14 protein-coding genes are annotated in these 13,757 nt (G+C 64.7%); 6 read left to right on the forward strand and 8 right to left on the reverse strand.

What is annotated here, in order from left to right:
* A complete protein-coding gene (locus J6525_RS14305) occupies positions 1-1,380 on the reverse strand; it encodes a lytic murein transglycosylase (RefSeq protein WP_092086503.1) in 1,380 nt (459 codons plus the stop codon).
* 223 nt (positions 1,381-1,603) lie between these two features.
* Between J6525_RS14305 and galU the strand changes: the two genes are divergently transcribed.
* Entirely contained in the window at positions 1,604-2,479 is an 876-nt protein-coding gene (gene galU / locus J6525_RS14310) for a UTP--glucose-1-phosphate uridylyltransferase GalU (protein ID WP_028334743.1), read from the forward strand.
* 260 nt (positions 2,480-2,739) lie between these two features.
* Here galU and J6525_RS14315 read toward each other — a convergent pair whose 3' ends face one another.
* Entirely contained in the window at positions 2,740-3,696 is a 957-nt protein-coding gene (locus J6525_RS14315) for a hydrogen peroxide-inducible genes activator (protein WP_225645154.1), read from the reverse strand.
* A gap of 118 nt (positions 3,697-3,814) precedes the next feature.
* Between J6525_RS14315 and katG the strand changes: the two genes are divergently transcribed.
* On the forward strand, positions 3,815-5,980 hold the full coding sequence (gene katG / locus J6525_RS14320; protein WP_092087886.1) for a catalase/peroxidase HPI: 2,166 nt from the start codon (positions 3,815-3,817) through the stop codon (positions 5,978-5,980).
* 100 nt (positions 5,981-6,080) lie between these two features.
* On the opposite strand, the gene J6525_RS14325 is transcribed toward katG, so the two are convergent.
* The 3 genes from J6525_RS14325 to J6525_RS14335 form a co-directional block, all read right to left on the reverse strand.
* A complete protein-coding gene (locus J6525_RS14325; RefSeq protein ID WP_057016417.1) occupies positions 6,081-6,281 on the reverse strand; it encodes a hypothetical protein in 201 nt (66 codons plus the stop codon).
* A 257-nt stretch (positions 6,282-6,538) separates the two neighbouring features.
* The gene (locus J6525_RS14330) at positions 6,539-7,558 is read right to left on the reverse strand and encodes an aldo/keto reductase (RefSeq protein ID WP_225645156.1); all 1,020 of its coding nucleotides are present in this window, start codon (positions 7,556-7,558) and stop codon (positions 6,539-6,541) included.
* A 105-nt stretch (positions 7,559-7,663) separates the two neighbouring features.
* On the reverse strand, positions 7,664-8,089 hold the full coding sequence (locus J6525_RS14335) for a PaaI family thioesterase (protein ID WP_225645158.1): 426 nt from the start codon (positions 8,087-8,089) through the stop codon (positions 7,664-7,666).
* Between the two features lie 92 nt (positions 8,090-8,181).
* Between J6525_RS14335 and J6525_RS14340 the strand changes: the two genes are divergently transcribed.
* Complete coding sequence (locus J6525_RS14340; RefSeq protein ID WP_225645160.1) at positions 8,182-8,811, forward strand: NUDIX hydrolase; 630 nt, start codon at positions 8,182-8,184, stop codon at positions 8,809-8,811.
* Between the two features lie 15 nt (positions 8,812-8,826).
* On the opposite strand, the gene J6525_RS14345 is transcribed toward J6525_RS14340, so the two are convergent.
* The gene (locus J6525_RS14345) at positions 8,827-9,072 is read right to left on the reverse strand and encodes a hypothetical protein (protein ID WP_225645162.1); all 246 of its coding nucleotides are present in this window, start codon (positions 9,070-9,072) and stop codon (positions 8,827-8,829) included.
* Positions 9,073-9,190: 118 nt separating this feature from the next.
* Here J6525_RS14345 and J6525_RS14350 point away from each other — a divergent pair, with 118 nt between their 5' ends.
* Positions 9,191-10,387, forward strand: coding sequence for a hypothetical protein (locus J6525_RS14350; protein ID WP_225645165.1), 1,197 nt, complete (start codon positions 9,191-9,193; stop codon positions 10,385-10,387).
* A gap of 116 nt (positions 10,388-10,503) precedes the next feature.
* Here J6525_RS14350 and J6525_RS14355 read toward each other — a convergent pair whose 3' ends face one another.
* Positions 10,504-10,803, reverse strand: coding sequence for a hypothetical protein (locus J6525_RS14355; protein ID WP_225645166.1), 300 nt, complete (start codon positions 10,801-10,803; stop codon positions 10,504-10,506).
* Between the two features lie 203 nt (positions 10,804-11,006).
* On the opposite strand from J6525_RS14355, the gene J6525_RS14360 reads away from it, so the two are divergent.
* Both J6525_RS14360 and J6525_RS14365 read left to right on the forward strand, forming a co-directional pair.
* Positions 11,007-11,486, forward strand: coding sequence for a hypothetical protein (locus J6525_RS14360; RefSeq protein WP_225645168.1), 480 nt, complete (start codon positions 11,007-11,009; stop codon positions 11,484-11,486).
* Between the two features lie 19 nt (positions 11,487-11,505).
* Positions 11,506-12,408 carry an HpcH/HpaI aldolase/citrate lyase family protein gene (locus J6525_RS14365; RefSeq protein ID WP_225645169.1) on the forward strand — a complete coding sequence of 301 codons (903 nt, stop codon included), beginning with the start codon at positions 11,506-11,508 and terminating at the stop codon, positions 12,406-12,408.
* A gap of 12 nt (positions 12,409-12,420) precedes the next feature.
* Here the strand turns inward: J6525_RS14365 and J6525_RS14370 are convergent, their stop codons facing one another.
* Entirely contained in the window at positions 12,421-13,635 is a 1,215-nt protein-coding gene (locus J6525_RS14370) for an EAL domain-containing response regulator (protein WP_092087896.1), read from the reverse strand.
* Between the last annotated feature and the right edge of the window lie 122 nt (positions 13,636-13,757).

A 13,757-nucleotide genomic window follows, 5' to 3' on the forward strand; every position in this document is an offset into this window, starting at 1 on the left:
CTACCGCCCCCTGAGCCGCTCCAGCACCTCGGAGGTGGCAAAGCCGTCGGCCGGTGCCCCGATCGACACCTGGAAGCCGCGCAGCGCCTCGCGGGTCTGGCCGCCGAACTGGCCGTCGGGCGTGCCCTTGTAGAAGCCGCGCTGGGCCAGCAGCTGCTGCAGTTCCAGCCGTTCGGCGCGCGACAGCACCCGCTCCTGCCGCGGCCAGGGCTGCGCGAAGGGCTGGCCGCCGCGCAGGCGGTCGGCGAAATGGCCGATGGCGAGCGCATAGGCTTCGGCCGGGTTGTACTTCATGATCACCCGGAAATTCTGCAGCATCAGGAAGCCCGGCCCCTCGGCGCCGGCCGGCGCCAGCAGATAGGCCTTGTCGGACGGCCGCGGGAACGGCTGGCCGTTCGGCCGCTTGAGGCCGAGATGCTCCCATTGCGACAGCGGCATCGCCTTGGCGCGGTCGGCCAGCATGTAATTGAGGCCTTGCGGCAGCACGACCTCGTAGCCCCAGCTCGCGCCGGTCTGCCAGCCGTCCTTCTTCAGATTGTTGGCGGTCGAGGCGATCAGGTCGCTCGGATTGTCGACGACGTCGCGGCGGCCGTCGCCGTCGCCATCGACGGCATAGCGCTTGAACGCGGTCGGCATGAACTGGGTCGGGCCGAAGGCGCCGGCCCAGGAGCCGCGCATCTGCTCGGGCCTGAGGTCGCCGCGGTTGAGGATTTCCAGCGCCGACAGGAACTCGTCCTTGAAATAGGCCTGACGGCGGCCGATGCAGGCGAGCGTCGCGGTCGACTGCACCACGTTGCGATCGCCCATCTGGGTCGAGTAGTTCGACTCGATGCCCCAGATCGCCGCGATGATGTAGCGGTCGACGCCATAGGCCTTCTCGGTGGCGTCGAACTGCGGTTTGTATTTCGCAAGGATCTCGCGCCCCTTGGCGAGCCTGGTGTCGCTGACCAGGATGTCGAGATAATCCCAGATCGCCTTGGTGAACTCCGGCTGCGAATCCATCAGATCCATGATGCGCAGATCGGGCGTCAGGCCGGCGGTGAAGCGCTCGAAATTCTCTTGGGTGATGTTGCGCCGTGCGGCATCTGGCCACATCGCTGCGACGCAGTTCGGGAAGTCCGACGCGGCCTGGCGGATCGCTGCTGCGGTCATCAGCGGATGGCCGGAGGCGCCGTCTTCACCGCTCCACGGCGGTGCCGCGCCGTCCTGTCCGGTTGCGGCCTGCGGCGGCGTCGCGTTCGGTCCGGAAAAGATGCTGTCGATCAGGTTGGTCAGGCCGTTGCCCGCCGACTGGGCTTGCGTGCTGCCGGGCAGCAGCAGGGCCAACGCGATCAGGCTCGCGCCGAAAAGCTTGGTCCTTGATGTTCCCATCGCGCGCATTTGTCGTGTGCCTGTCAAAATCGTGCTGTTCCAGAAGGCCCCGGCACGGTTTCCAATAACTTAACAAGGGCGAGATTTTGTTGCGGCCCGCATTGGCTGACGGGAACGGCGGAATTAAGCCGCACCACACATCCGCCTTTGTTGGCGGCTGCAAAACGGGGTACCAAAGGCATGATTCATTTCGTGCCGCCGTCCCACCCATTTCAAGGCTTCCGATAATCCCATGAAGATCCGCAAAGCCGTATTCCCCGTCGCCGGTCTCGGTACCCGCGTGCTGCCCGCCACCAAGGCGATGCCGAAGGAGATGCTGACGATCGTCGACAAGCCCCTGATCCAGTACGTGGTCGACGAGGCCCGGGAAGCCGGCATCGAGCATTTCGTGTTCGTCACCGGCCGCAACAAGGGTGTCATCGAGGATCACTTCGACCGCATGTTCGAGCTCGACACCACGCTGGCGCAGCGCGGCAAGAAGACCGAGCAGGATATCCTGGCGCAGAACCAGCCGGAGGCCGGCGCGATGAGCTTCACCCGGCAGCAGGCGCCGCTCGGGCTCGGCCACGCGGTGTGGTGCGCGCGCGATATCATCGGCAACGAGCCGTTCGCGGTGGTGCTGCCGGACGAGCTGGTGCTGAACACGCCGGGCTGCCTCAAGCAGATGATCGATGCCGCGAGCAGGCTTGGTGACAAGTCGAACCTGATCGCGGTCGAGGCGGTGCCCGACGAACTCACCCATCAATACGGCATCTGCAGCGTCGGCAAACGCACCGGCAACATCTTCGAGGTCGACCGGATGGTCGAGAAGCCGCCGCAGGGCACCGCGCCGTCCAACCTGTCGATCACCGGCCGCTATATCCTGCAGCCGGAGATATTCAACATCCTGGCCACGCAGGAGCGCGGCGCCGGCGGCGAGATCCAGCTCACCGATGCGATGATCGGGCTTGCGAAGACGCAGAAGTTCTACGGCGTCGAGTTCGAGGGCGAGCGCCACGATTGCGGCTCCAAGCCCGGCTTCCTCCGCGCCAACATCGCCTTCGGCCTCAAGCGCCCCGAACTGCGCGACGGCCTGATCGCCGAGATGAAGAAGTATCTGGAGAAGTAGGGGCGCCGCCTCATCTCGTCATTCGTCGCGAGAATGCGGACGTATGATTCACAGACCGCGCAACATATTCGATGTCGTCCTGGCGAAAGCCAGGACCCATTACCCCGACCATCAGTTGTTGAGCGAAGCTGGAGCCACGATCCCGTTCACAATCAAACGCGGTGGTTATGGGTCCTGGCTTTCGCCAGGACGACGGTTGTGGGGGTGGCGAGACGTGTGCGTCAAACGAGAACTACATCTTCGCCGCAGCGTCTCGGCAATCACGCCACCTTCCTTCGCCCCGCGCGCTTCGCCGGCTCCTTGGCGCCGTCCTGCTTCGGCGCGCGCAGGGCGCGGGCGGCGAGGCTGACGACCTCGGAGATCTGCTGAAGCTGCGCGGCGAGCGGAGAGGTCTTGCGCCAGACCATGCCGATGGTGCGCGAGGGCTGCGGGTGCTTGAAGCGCGAGACCGTGACCGGCGCCGAGCGCGTCTCCACCGCCACCGCCATCTCGGGGATCAGGGTGACGCCGATGCCGGCGCCGACCATCTGCACCAGCGTCGACAGCGAACTCGCGTCCAGCACCTCGCGCGGCGGCGACGACTGCATGTTGCAGAACGACAGCGCTTGGTCACGGAAGCAGTGGCCCTCCTCGAGCAGCAAGAGCCGCATCTCGCGCAGCATCTCGGCGCTCGGCACCGGCGTCTTCGCATCCTCGCCCGGCCGCACCAGCAGGAAGTTTTCCGAGAACAGCGCGACCTCGGTCAGCGACGGTTCCGATACCGGCAGCGCCACGATCGCGGTGTCGAGCCGGCCCTCGGCGACCTCCTTGATCAGCTTCGGCGTCAGCGTCTCGCGGACATGGATGTCGAGCTCGGGATGCAGCCGCGCCAGGTTCTCGATCACCTTCGGCAGCAGATATGGCGCGACGGTCGGGATCATGCCGACCCGCAGCCGCCCGGCAAGCTTGTCGCGCGAGGCGCGCGCGAAGTCGCCGAGTTCGTCGACCGAACGCAGGATGTCGCGCACGCGGCGCAGCAGGTCCTCGCCGAAGGTCGTCAGCGTCACCTGCCGCGCATTGCGTTCGATCAGCACGCCGCCGACCGCCTGTTCCATTTCGCGGATCTGCATCGACAGCGCCGGCTGCGACACCGCGCAGGCATCCGCGGCGCGCCCGAAATGGCGGTGGTGGGCCAGAGCATCAAAATACCTGAGTTGCCGGAGTGTGACATTTATCATCAGATAATCTTATCGACGCGATCACTAAAGTCAATTTCCTCTGATGGATTGGGTTGCGTAGAATCGTTCTTGGAAGAGCTCCAGCGCATTCCAGAATCCATCACCTCGGAGAAGAAACATGGACGCAAAAACCGACGAAGGCGCGGGCAAATGCCCATTCACAGGCGGGCCTCGCGGGCACTCGAATCGTGACTGGTGGCCGGAGACGCTCGACGTTCAGGTGCTGCATCGCAACTCCAGCCTGTCCGATCCGATGGGCAAGGGCTTCGACTACGCCAAGGAATTCAAAAGCCTCGATCTCAACGCCGTGATCAAGGACCTCACGGCCCTGATGACGACGTCGCAAGAATGGTGGCCGGCCGACTTCGGCCATTACGGCGGCCTGATGATCCGCATGGCTTGGCACTCGGCGGGCACCTATCGCATCACCGACGGCCGCGGCGGCGCCGGCGCCGGCCAGCAGCGTTTCGCCCCGCTGAACAGCTGGCCCGACAACGCCAATCTCGACAAGGCGCGCCGGCTGCTGTGGCCGATCAAGCAGAAATACGGCCGCAAGATCTCGTGGGCCGATCTCATGGTCCTCGCCGGCAACGTCGCGCTGGAATCGATGGGCTTCAAGACGTTCGGTTTTGCGGGGGGCCGCGCCGACGTGTGGGAGCCGGAAGAGCTGTACTGGGGTCCGGAAGGCACCTGGCTCGGCGACGAGCGCTACAGCGGCGAGCGCCAGCTCTCCGAGCCGCTCGGCGCGGTGCAGATGGGCCTGATCTACGTCAACCCGGAAGGCCCGAACGGCAATCCGGACCCGGTCGCCGCCGCGAAGGACATCCGCGAGACGTTCTTCCGCATGGCGATGAACGACGAGGAGACCGTCGCGCTGATCGCCGGCGGCCACACCTTCGGCAAGACCCACGGTGCAGGCGATCCGTCGTTGATCGGTCCGGAGCCGGAAGGTGGCGCGATCGAGGAACAGGGTCTCGGCTGGAAGAGCAAGTTCGGCACCGGCGTGGGCGCTGACGCGATCACCGGCGGTCCCGAGGTCACCTGGACCCAGACCCCGACCAAGTGGAGCAACCACTTCTTCGAGAACCTGTTCAAGTACGAATGGGAGCTGACGAAGAGCCCGGCGGGTGCGAAGCAGTGGAAGGCAAAGGGCGCGGACGCCGTCATTCCGGACGCGTTCGATCCGTCGAAGAAGCATGTCCCGACCATGCTGACTACCGACCTGTCGCTGCGCTTCGATCCGGCCTATGAGAAGATCTCGCGCCGGTTCTATGAGCATCCGGATCAGTTCGCGGACGCCTTCGCCCGCGCCTGGTTCAAGCTCACGCACCGCGACATGGGTCCGATCCAGCGCTACCTCGGCCCGCTGGTGCCGAAGGAGACGCTGATCTGGCAGGATCCGGTACCGGCGCTCGATCACGCCGTGATCGACGACAAGGATATCGAGGCGCTCAAGGCGAAGATCCTCGCCTCGGGCCTGTCGGTGTCCGAACTGGTGTCGACCGCCTGGGCCTCGGCCTCGACGTTCCGCGGCTCCGACAAGCGCGGCGGTGCCAATGGTGCACGCATCCGCCTTGCGCCGCAGAAGGACTGGGATGTCAACGAGCCGGCTCAGCTCAAGTCTGTGCTGAGCAAACTCGAAGCCATCCAGAAGGAGTTCGGCAAGAAGGTCTCGCTGGCCGATTTGATCGTGCTCGGCGGCGCGGCTGCGATCGAGAAGGCGGCCAAGGACGGCGGCACCAGTGTGAAGGTCCCCTTCACGCCGGGCCGCACCGATGCGACGCAGGATCAGACCGACGTCGAGTCTTTCGCTCCGCTCGAGCCGCGGGCTGACGGCTTCCGCAACTATATCGGCGGCAAGCATCAGTTCCTGCAGCCCGAGGAAGCGCTGGTCGACCGTGCACAGCTCCTGCGGCTGACCGGACCGGAATTGACGGTCCTCGTCGGCGGCCTGCGCGTGCTCGGCGCCAATGCCAAGAAGTCGAAGCACGGCGTCTTCACCGGCAAGCCGGGGACGCTCACCAACGACTTCTTCCTCAACCTGCTCGACATGGGCACGGTGTGGAGCGATGCCGGCGAGGGCGTCTATGAGGGCCGCGACCGCAAGACCAAGGCGGTGAAGTGGACCGGCACCCGCGTCGACCTGATCTTCGGCTCGCACTCGCAGCTGCGGGCGTTCGCCGAGGTCTACGGCCAGTCCGACTCCAAGGAGCAGTTCGTGAAGGACTTCGTCGCGGCCTGGGCCAAGGTGATGAACGCCGACCGCTTCGACCTCGTGAAGTAAGCGGCGAGCAAACGGCAATCAGGGCAGGGCGGCGCTTCGGCGCCGCCCTGTTTCATTTGGGGGACGACGAGGAAGGTTTTTCGCGGTTTGCCGATTCCGTTCAATCATGCAGCTTCATGTCGCGGATCATCTCCTCGAACTCCGCCTGCGTCGGGGTCGCCAGTGAGGCCTGCGGCGCGCTGCTTGTCGCGGTGGATACGTCGCACTGTGAGGCGCCGCGCGAAGGTTCAAAGATTGCGGTCAGGCTCGCCCAGCAGACGAGGAGGGCCACGATCCAGTCCAGTACATTGGATGCCGTCATTGCAGCACCAGCATCAGCATTTCCATGCCCTGATGCTGCAGCCGACTCGGGCTTCGCGCAATTCGGAAGCTACGAAACGTAACTTCGGCGTTGCCGAGCGGGTTATCCGTACCGAGCGAGTGCAACACACCGTCATTGCGAGGAGCGTCAGCGACGACGCAATCCATTTCTCCGCTTGCGGCACGATGGATTGCTTCGCTCCGCTCGCAATGACGGCGGGCGGAAGTGAGCGCAAAACTAAAACTGTGACGCTGCCACTACAGCGACGATCCGCTCCGCGCGCGGCGTCCCTCGATCGGATAGGCGGGGTCGTTGAAGCCCGGCGTCGAGGGATGGCCGGTGACGACGAGGCGGTCGATCAGGGCTTCGTCCTCGGCGGTGAAGCGGTAGTCGAGCGCGCGGATGTAATCATCCCATTGCGCTTCGGTGCGCGGCCCCGCGATCACAGCGCTGACGAACGACGAGTTCAGCACCCAGGACACCGCGAACTGCCCGGCGGTGATGCCTTTGCTCTCGGCGTGGCGCTTGATCTCCTGCGCGAGCTCGAGCGATTCCGGCCGCCACTCGGTCTGCATCATGCGCTTGTCGTTGCGCCCCGCACGCGTGTCCGCGGGTGGTGCCGCGTCGGGCGCGTATTTGCCGGTAAGCACGCCGCGCGCCAGCGGGCTATAGGGCACGATGCCGAGCCCGTAATAGGCGCAGGCCGGGAAATGCTCGACCTCTGGCATCCGGTTCATCGCATTGTAATAGGGCTGGCTCGCGACCGGACGGTCGATGCCGAGCCGGTCGCAGATGTTGCAGATCTCGGCGACGCGCCAGGCGCGGTAGTTGGAGACGCCGAAATAGCGCACCTTGCCGGCGCGGATCAGGTCGCCCATTGCGCGCACCGTCTCGTCGAGCGGCGTCGCGTGGTCTTCCTTGTGTAGATAGTAGACGTCGATGTAGTCGGTGCCGAGCCGCTTCAGGCTCTCGTCGGCGGCCTGGAACACCCAGCGACGCGACAGCCCGCCGTGGTTGGGATCGTCGCCGATCGGATTGGCGAGTTTTGTCGCGAGCACCCAGTTCGACCGGCTGTTCGAGATCGCGCGCCCCACGACCTCCTCGGACTTGCCGGCATTATAGGCGTCGGCGCTGTCGATGAAGTTGATGCCGGCCTCGCGCGCCTTCGCCACGATCCGTGCCGAGGTCGCCTCGTCGGTCGGTCCGCCGAACATCATGGTGCCGAGGCAAATCGGCGAGACCTTCAGGCCGCTGCGGCCGAGCTGGCGATATTGCATCGGACTTTCCTTTCCTGCGGTCATTCCGGGGCTTGCGCAAGCATCGAGCCCGGAATCTCGAGATTCCGGGTCTGGTCCTTCGGACCATCCCGGAATGACAAAGGATCAACTCTCGTTCTTCAAAATCTTGAACACGCCGTTGGCCATCGCGATACAGCGCTTGTCGACGGTCACCTCGGCCGTGATGAAGATCAGGCTGCGGGTCGAGCGTACCACGCGCGGCCGCGTCGTCAGGATCTCGCCGATCTTGCCGGCCTCGACGAAATGGGTGTCGAGCTGCACGGTCGCAAGCGTCGGCTTGCCCGAGACGTAGCGTGCGGCCATGCCGCAGGCGCGGTCGGCGAAGGTCATGATCACGCCGCCCTGCACGAGGCCGCGGCGATTGTGGTGCTTGTCCTCGGTGATCAGCGCGAGTTCAAGCGCGCCGTCCTTCAACCGTTCCCACAACGGGCCGATCAGGGTCAGGAATCCCGTGGTTTCGGCGATCTTCCAGCCGTCGGATTTGAGTTTGTCCGAGGCCTTGGCCGTCATGAGTTGGGGTCCGTTGCTTGCTGATGATTGATCGCAGGAGGCATGTGGTAGCAGTCATTTCATCAAACGCTGTTGTGTTGTAGTCAAGGTCAATGGCCCGCACATTTGACGATGCCACCCGGCGGAATATCGCAGAGCTCTGTGCCGCATTCGCACGCCTGGCGCCGGCGGACGCCGCGCCGACGCTGAAGCGCGCGGCGGTCGCGATCGCGCTGACCGAAGGCGACGACGGCGGCGGCACGGCGTTCCTGTTGACCCGCCGCAGCGCGCGCCTGCGCGCCCACAGCGCGCAATGGGCGCTGCCGGGCGGGCGCTGCGATGCCGGCGAGACGCAGGCCGAGGCCGCGCTGCGCGAGCTGCATGAGGAGCTCGGGCTCGCGCTGTCGGAGCGCGACGTGCTCGGCATGCTCGACGATTATCCGACGCGGTCCGGCTATCTGATCACGCCGGTCGTGGTCTGGGCCGGCGCGCATGCGGCGATCATCCCGAACCCGGACGAGGTCGCTTCCGTCCATCGCATCGGCCTCGATGCGATCGAGCTGGAGGACGCGTTCAGCTTCGCCACGATCCCGGAAAGCTCGCGCCGCGTGATCCGCTTCCGCCTCGGTGGCCAGCAGATCCATGCGCCGACTGCCGCGCTGATCTATCAATTTCGCGAGGTGCTGGCCGGTCGCAGCACCCGCGTCGCTGAACTGGAGCAGCCGGTATTCGCATGGAAGTAGGCCGCAACGATGCCGCTATTTGTGATGCCGCTTGCGGGCGTTCATCTTTATTGATTTCCCCTGCGCACCAGGCGAATGCGCCGCAGCCTCCGGTTCCGGAGGCGCCCGCGACACATTTTCGTAACAGGTGAAACGTGAACGCGTATCCGGAAATGACCCGCAGTCCGGACGCTCGGCGCGCGCCGGTGCGGCGAGCGTCAACGCGCAGGCGGCGACGAGCCAGAGTGCCATTCTCATCGCGATCTCCAGGGCTTTCTCCAAGGCTTTCCTCGGAGAACACCGCATTGTGGCGAATATTCTGCATTGATCGCGGCATCCGGCCGCTGCGATCCGGACAATTCCGGGCTGACTTCGCGGCCGTGCTTGCTACAACGAGGCCATGCGCCCGCAATTGATTCGCCTGTGCCCTGGATTTGTCGCGCTCGCGCTCGCCGCCAGCGCGCCGTCCGTCTTTGCCGGCGAGGCCGGCGCGTTGCCGCCTTCCGTCGCCAATGCGATGGCTCAGGCATCGCCGCAGGCGATCATGGAATATCGCCGCAAGCTGCAGGAATATCAGGAGGCGCGCGCCGCCTTCGAGCAGGACGCCAGCGCCTATTGGAACGCGATCGCCGAGAAGAGGCGCGGCCGCAATGCCAAGCGGCGCGACCGCGTGCAGATCTCGCTGGACGATTACGTGCTGCAGCAGCCGCCGGTCTATGAGGGTCCGAAGCGGCCGGTCAATCCGGCTCCGGAAGAGGAGGAAGGCAAGCCGCCGCGTCCGCCCAAGACGCTTCCGGTGGCCTCCGATCTGATCAGGGCGGCGGCCGAGCAATTCCAGTTCACGCCGCAGCGGCCGGCCAGCGAGGTCGAGTTCAAGCGCGCCTATGCCCGTTACGCGCGCGCCGCGGGGCTGACGCCGGAGCAGGCGGTGCGGGTCTATTCGTTCGAGACTGGCGGCACCGGCACTTACGACGTGCAGGCGGGCATCGAGCACGGTGGCAAGCGGGCCATCTCCACCGCGATGGGCTACAACCAGCTGCTGACCACCAACACCGTCGAGCTATTGGCCGAGCAGGGCCATGAATTCGTGCGGGATCTGACCGAGCGGGTCGCGAGGACGCAGGGGCCCGCGCGCAAGGCGATGGAGCACAAGCTCGCGGTGCTGAAGAAGATGGTCGCGTTCACCCGCACCGTGCCCGACGACTGGTCGGCGCATGCGCGCCTCGCCGATACGCCGCAGGGCTGGGCGTGCCATGCCATGGTGCTCGACATCGATGTCGGCCCGATGCTGCAGACCCACAAGCTGCTGACCTCGGTGACCTTCGCCCGCAACAAGGGCTACAGCCGGCCGCTGACGGCGGCCGAGCTCGAGATGATGAACCTGACCGGCGACGGCACCGGGCTCGACATGGTGACCATGCCGCAGGCGATGCGCGAGCAGGTGCCGACCGCGAATTTCTTCCAGCGCTCCGGCTACGAGCGCAACCCGGTCGCCATCCGCCACAACACGGTGGCCAGGCTGCTTGCCGTCACCAATGAGCGGATGGATTTCAACAGCAACAAGCCGGGCGCGAAGGAATTGGCCGCGACGTTCTGACGCCTGCCGAAAACCGCTAGGGCATTTCGGTTCTGATTGAATCAGAACCGAAGCCCTAGACTCTTCTTGACGCGTTTTCTTTGCGCGAACCGGCGTCCACTTCGCTCGAAAACGCTCTAATTCGAGCCGAACTTGAACTTGCCGTCGCCCTCGAGATAGGGCCCGGAGCGCATGTAGAGCTGGCCGTTCTGGCCGATGAAGAACAGCGTCCCCTTCGGCACCTTCTTGGCGCCCTTCAGCAGCGTGCCGGCGTTGTTGGTGCCCATCTTGTAGGACCAGGTTTTGCCGTCCTTGTCATAGGCGTAGCCCATGTCGGGCTTCAGCTCCCAGGGCGCAGCCTCCTGCGCGAACGCGCAGGTCGCCAGCGCGGCAAACGCCGCAGTCGCAATAAAAGTCTTGGTCAAAAAATGCGTCATGATCCACCTCCGGCCGAGAAAACGGCGTCGTCCCCACGTTTTTGAACAAATCACGAACGATGTTCACGCGTCAATACGACAATCGGCGCGACCGCTCGCGGATCGCCGACTTTGTGATTTCCCGCATCAAGCTTGGCGACTATTTTCGCGTTACCGTTTACAAACGCTTTGATTGCCGGAAACACTACCTTGGGATGATCAGGATGAACCACGTCATGAAGATCGGAATCGGTGTCGCTCTGTCGTTCATGACGCTGGCGTCAGTCGCGCAGGCGGACGAGTTCAAGCTCTCCAACAATCAGCGGATCTCCTGCAGCCGCGGCCTGTCCGCCGGCAAGCTCAACACCGCGACCTGCAAGTCCTACGCCTATCTGTTCAACGCCAAGACCTCGGAATACTTCCGCTGCCAGGTCTCGCTGGCGCTGACGCGGGACAACAAGGAGGTCATCAACGTGCAGGCCGACGGCGGCTGTACCAAGAAGCCGCGCATCTTCGAGACCGACGGCAATTACACCTTTGACGCCACCGAGACCGAGCCGCCGAACACCAACTCGTTCTTCGGTCCCGGCGGCTATGCGATCTGGGCGAACGACGTCAACACCCAGAAGATCCGCGGCTGCATCACCATCTCGTCCGGCCTCGGCTCCGACATCTCGAAATGCCTCGACATGACGTTCCAGTGACGGCGGCGCGGGCCGCGTGATGCGCAAGCTGCGCCCGGCCCCGCTGTGCCGCTCCTGGCTGTTTCTCGAAGGCGCCAACGAGGACGTGCTGCAGCACGCGGCCGCCAGCGGCGCCGACGTGCTGATCCACGAGCTCGAGGATTTTACCCCGCCATCGCTGCGCCCGAAGGCGCGGGCCTTGGCGGCCGAGCTCTACGCGGCCTGGCGCGACCAGGGCGTGATGGTCGCGGTCCGCGTCAATCCGCTGGACCAGGACGGCATCGACGATCTCGCCGCCGTGATGCGCGGACGTCCGGATATCGTCGCGCTGCCGAAGGTCGCCGAGCCGCACCATGTCGTCAGGCTTGACGAGGCGGTGACGCGGTTCGAGCGTGACTACGGTATCGCCGAGGGATCGACGTCGCTGCTGCCGAATATCGAGTTCGCGCGCGGTCTGGTGCAGACCGGTGCGATCGCCATGGCGAGCCGGCGCGTCATCGGTTGCCTGATGGCCTCCGAAGACCTCGCCGCCGATCTTGGTGCCGAGCGCGGCAGCGACGGCCTGGAACTGGCTTACGCGCGGCAGCGCTTCATCGTCGAATGTCGCGCCGCTGATGTCGTCGCGGTCGATTGTCCCTACACCTGGAGCGACGCTGAAGGCGTCGAACGCGATACGATCTGGGCGCGCCGGCTGGGTTACACCGCAAAGAGCCTGGTCGATCCCGCGCATGCCTCGATCGTCAACGGCGTCCTGACGCCGGGCGAGGAGGAGTTGCGCCAGGCGGGCAAGATCGTCGCGGCGTTCGAAGCGGCGCGGACAAAGGGCTTTGGGCGCGTCGAACTTGACGGCTCGCTGCTCGAGGTGCCGACCTATTCCAATGCAAAACGCCTGATCGCGCGCGGCGAAGCGCTGCGCGCGATCGATCGCGACGTTCGAGCCTGACGACGCCGCGCCTCAGGAGGCCGGCTCCTTCTCCGAGAAATGCATGCGTGAGCGGGCGAACTTCTTGACGCCCATCGGCTTGCCGAACAGGTAGCCCTGGACCTGATCGAAATCCATTTCGTGCGCGGCGAGAAAGTCCGCGCGCGTCTCGACCCCCTGGGCCACGACCTGCGCGTCGTTGTCGTGGGCCAGCTCTACGACACGCCGGCACACCGTCTGCTTCAGGCGCTGATCCGCGCAGCCGGTGACGAATTGATGGTCGACCTTGAGCTGGACGAACGGAAAGTTCGGCAGTCCCAGCAAAGACGGCCAGTTCGCGCCGACATTGTCGATCGAGATGCCGATATTGTGCAGTCGAACGCGCCGGGCGACATCGATCGCCAGATCCAGATGATCGACCACGTCGGTGCTGTCGATCTCGATCAAGAGGCCCGCGAAGGCCGCATGATCCGGCATCCGGTAACAGAGCTCGCGCACGGCATGATCGTCGGCAAGGAAGGAGATCGGCAGGTTGATCGAGAGATTGACCGGCCCGGTCTGCTCGAGGAGATAGCGCCAGTCCTCGATTGCGCGTTCGATCACGAATTCGGACAGTGCATGAAAATGCGGATCGCTTTCGTCCGGAATGAAGTAGGCCGGCGGCACGACGCCCCAGGCCGGATGGCGCATCCGGATCAGCGCCTCGGCGCCGCTCGGCACCAGCGTCCGGAGATGAATTTTCTGCTGATACCACAGCTCGAGCCAGCCGGCCTTCAGCGCTTCGGGCACGTCCACCGCCGGGCTCGGCGCGGGTTCAAGCGGCATCAACGACGCAAGACTGTCGCGAAGGGTCCCGGCGCTGAACGGCGTCGAGAGCGCCGGCAGCATGGCGATGCCGTACTCATCGCCGATTTGCCGGACCGCCTTGACGATGATCGAGTCCGGCTGCCCGATGACGAGGACCTTGCCGCCATAGTCCTTTCTCACCAAAGTCTCGAGAATTTTACTGACTTCGATGCCATCCACGGACACGCCGAGCACAAGGAGATCGGGCCGTTCCGCGTCCAGAACGGTGTCGAGTTCCAAAGCCTGGCTGCATTCACTGGTGATGAAGCCGAGGTCTTCCAGCGCCTCGGCGAGGAAGGTCCGAAGGTGTTTTTTGCTGTCCGCAATGCATGCGCGTGGGGTCAGCTTGCGATGTCCGAACCAGCCGGCTCGCGTGCGTTCGATGTGACTGATGTGATTCATGCCCCGCCTTGTCCGTAGTTACCCCGGCTTGACTCGTACATCCTAGAGCGGCGGCAATCATGGAAATTTCTGGATCATACATTGATTGCCCCGCTAACCTTAAAGGATTCAATTCGATTCAA

Source organism: Bradyrhizobium australafricanum, assembly GCF_020329495.1.
Taxonomy (GTDB): Bacteria; Pseudomonadota; Alphaproteobacteria; order Rhizobiales; family Xanthobacteraceae; genus Bradyrhizobium; species Bradyrhizobium australafricanum.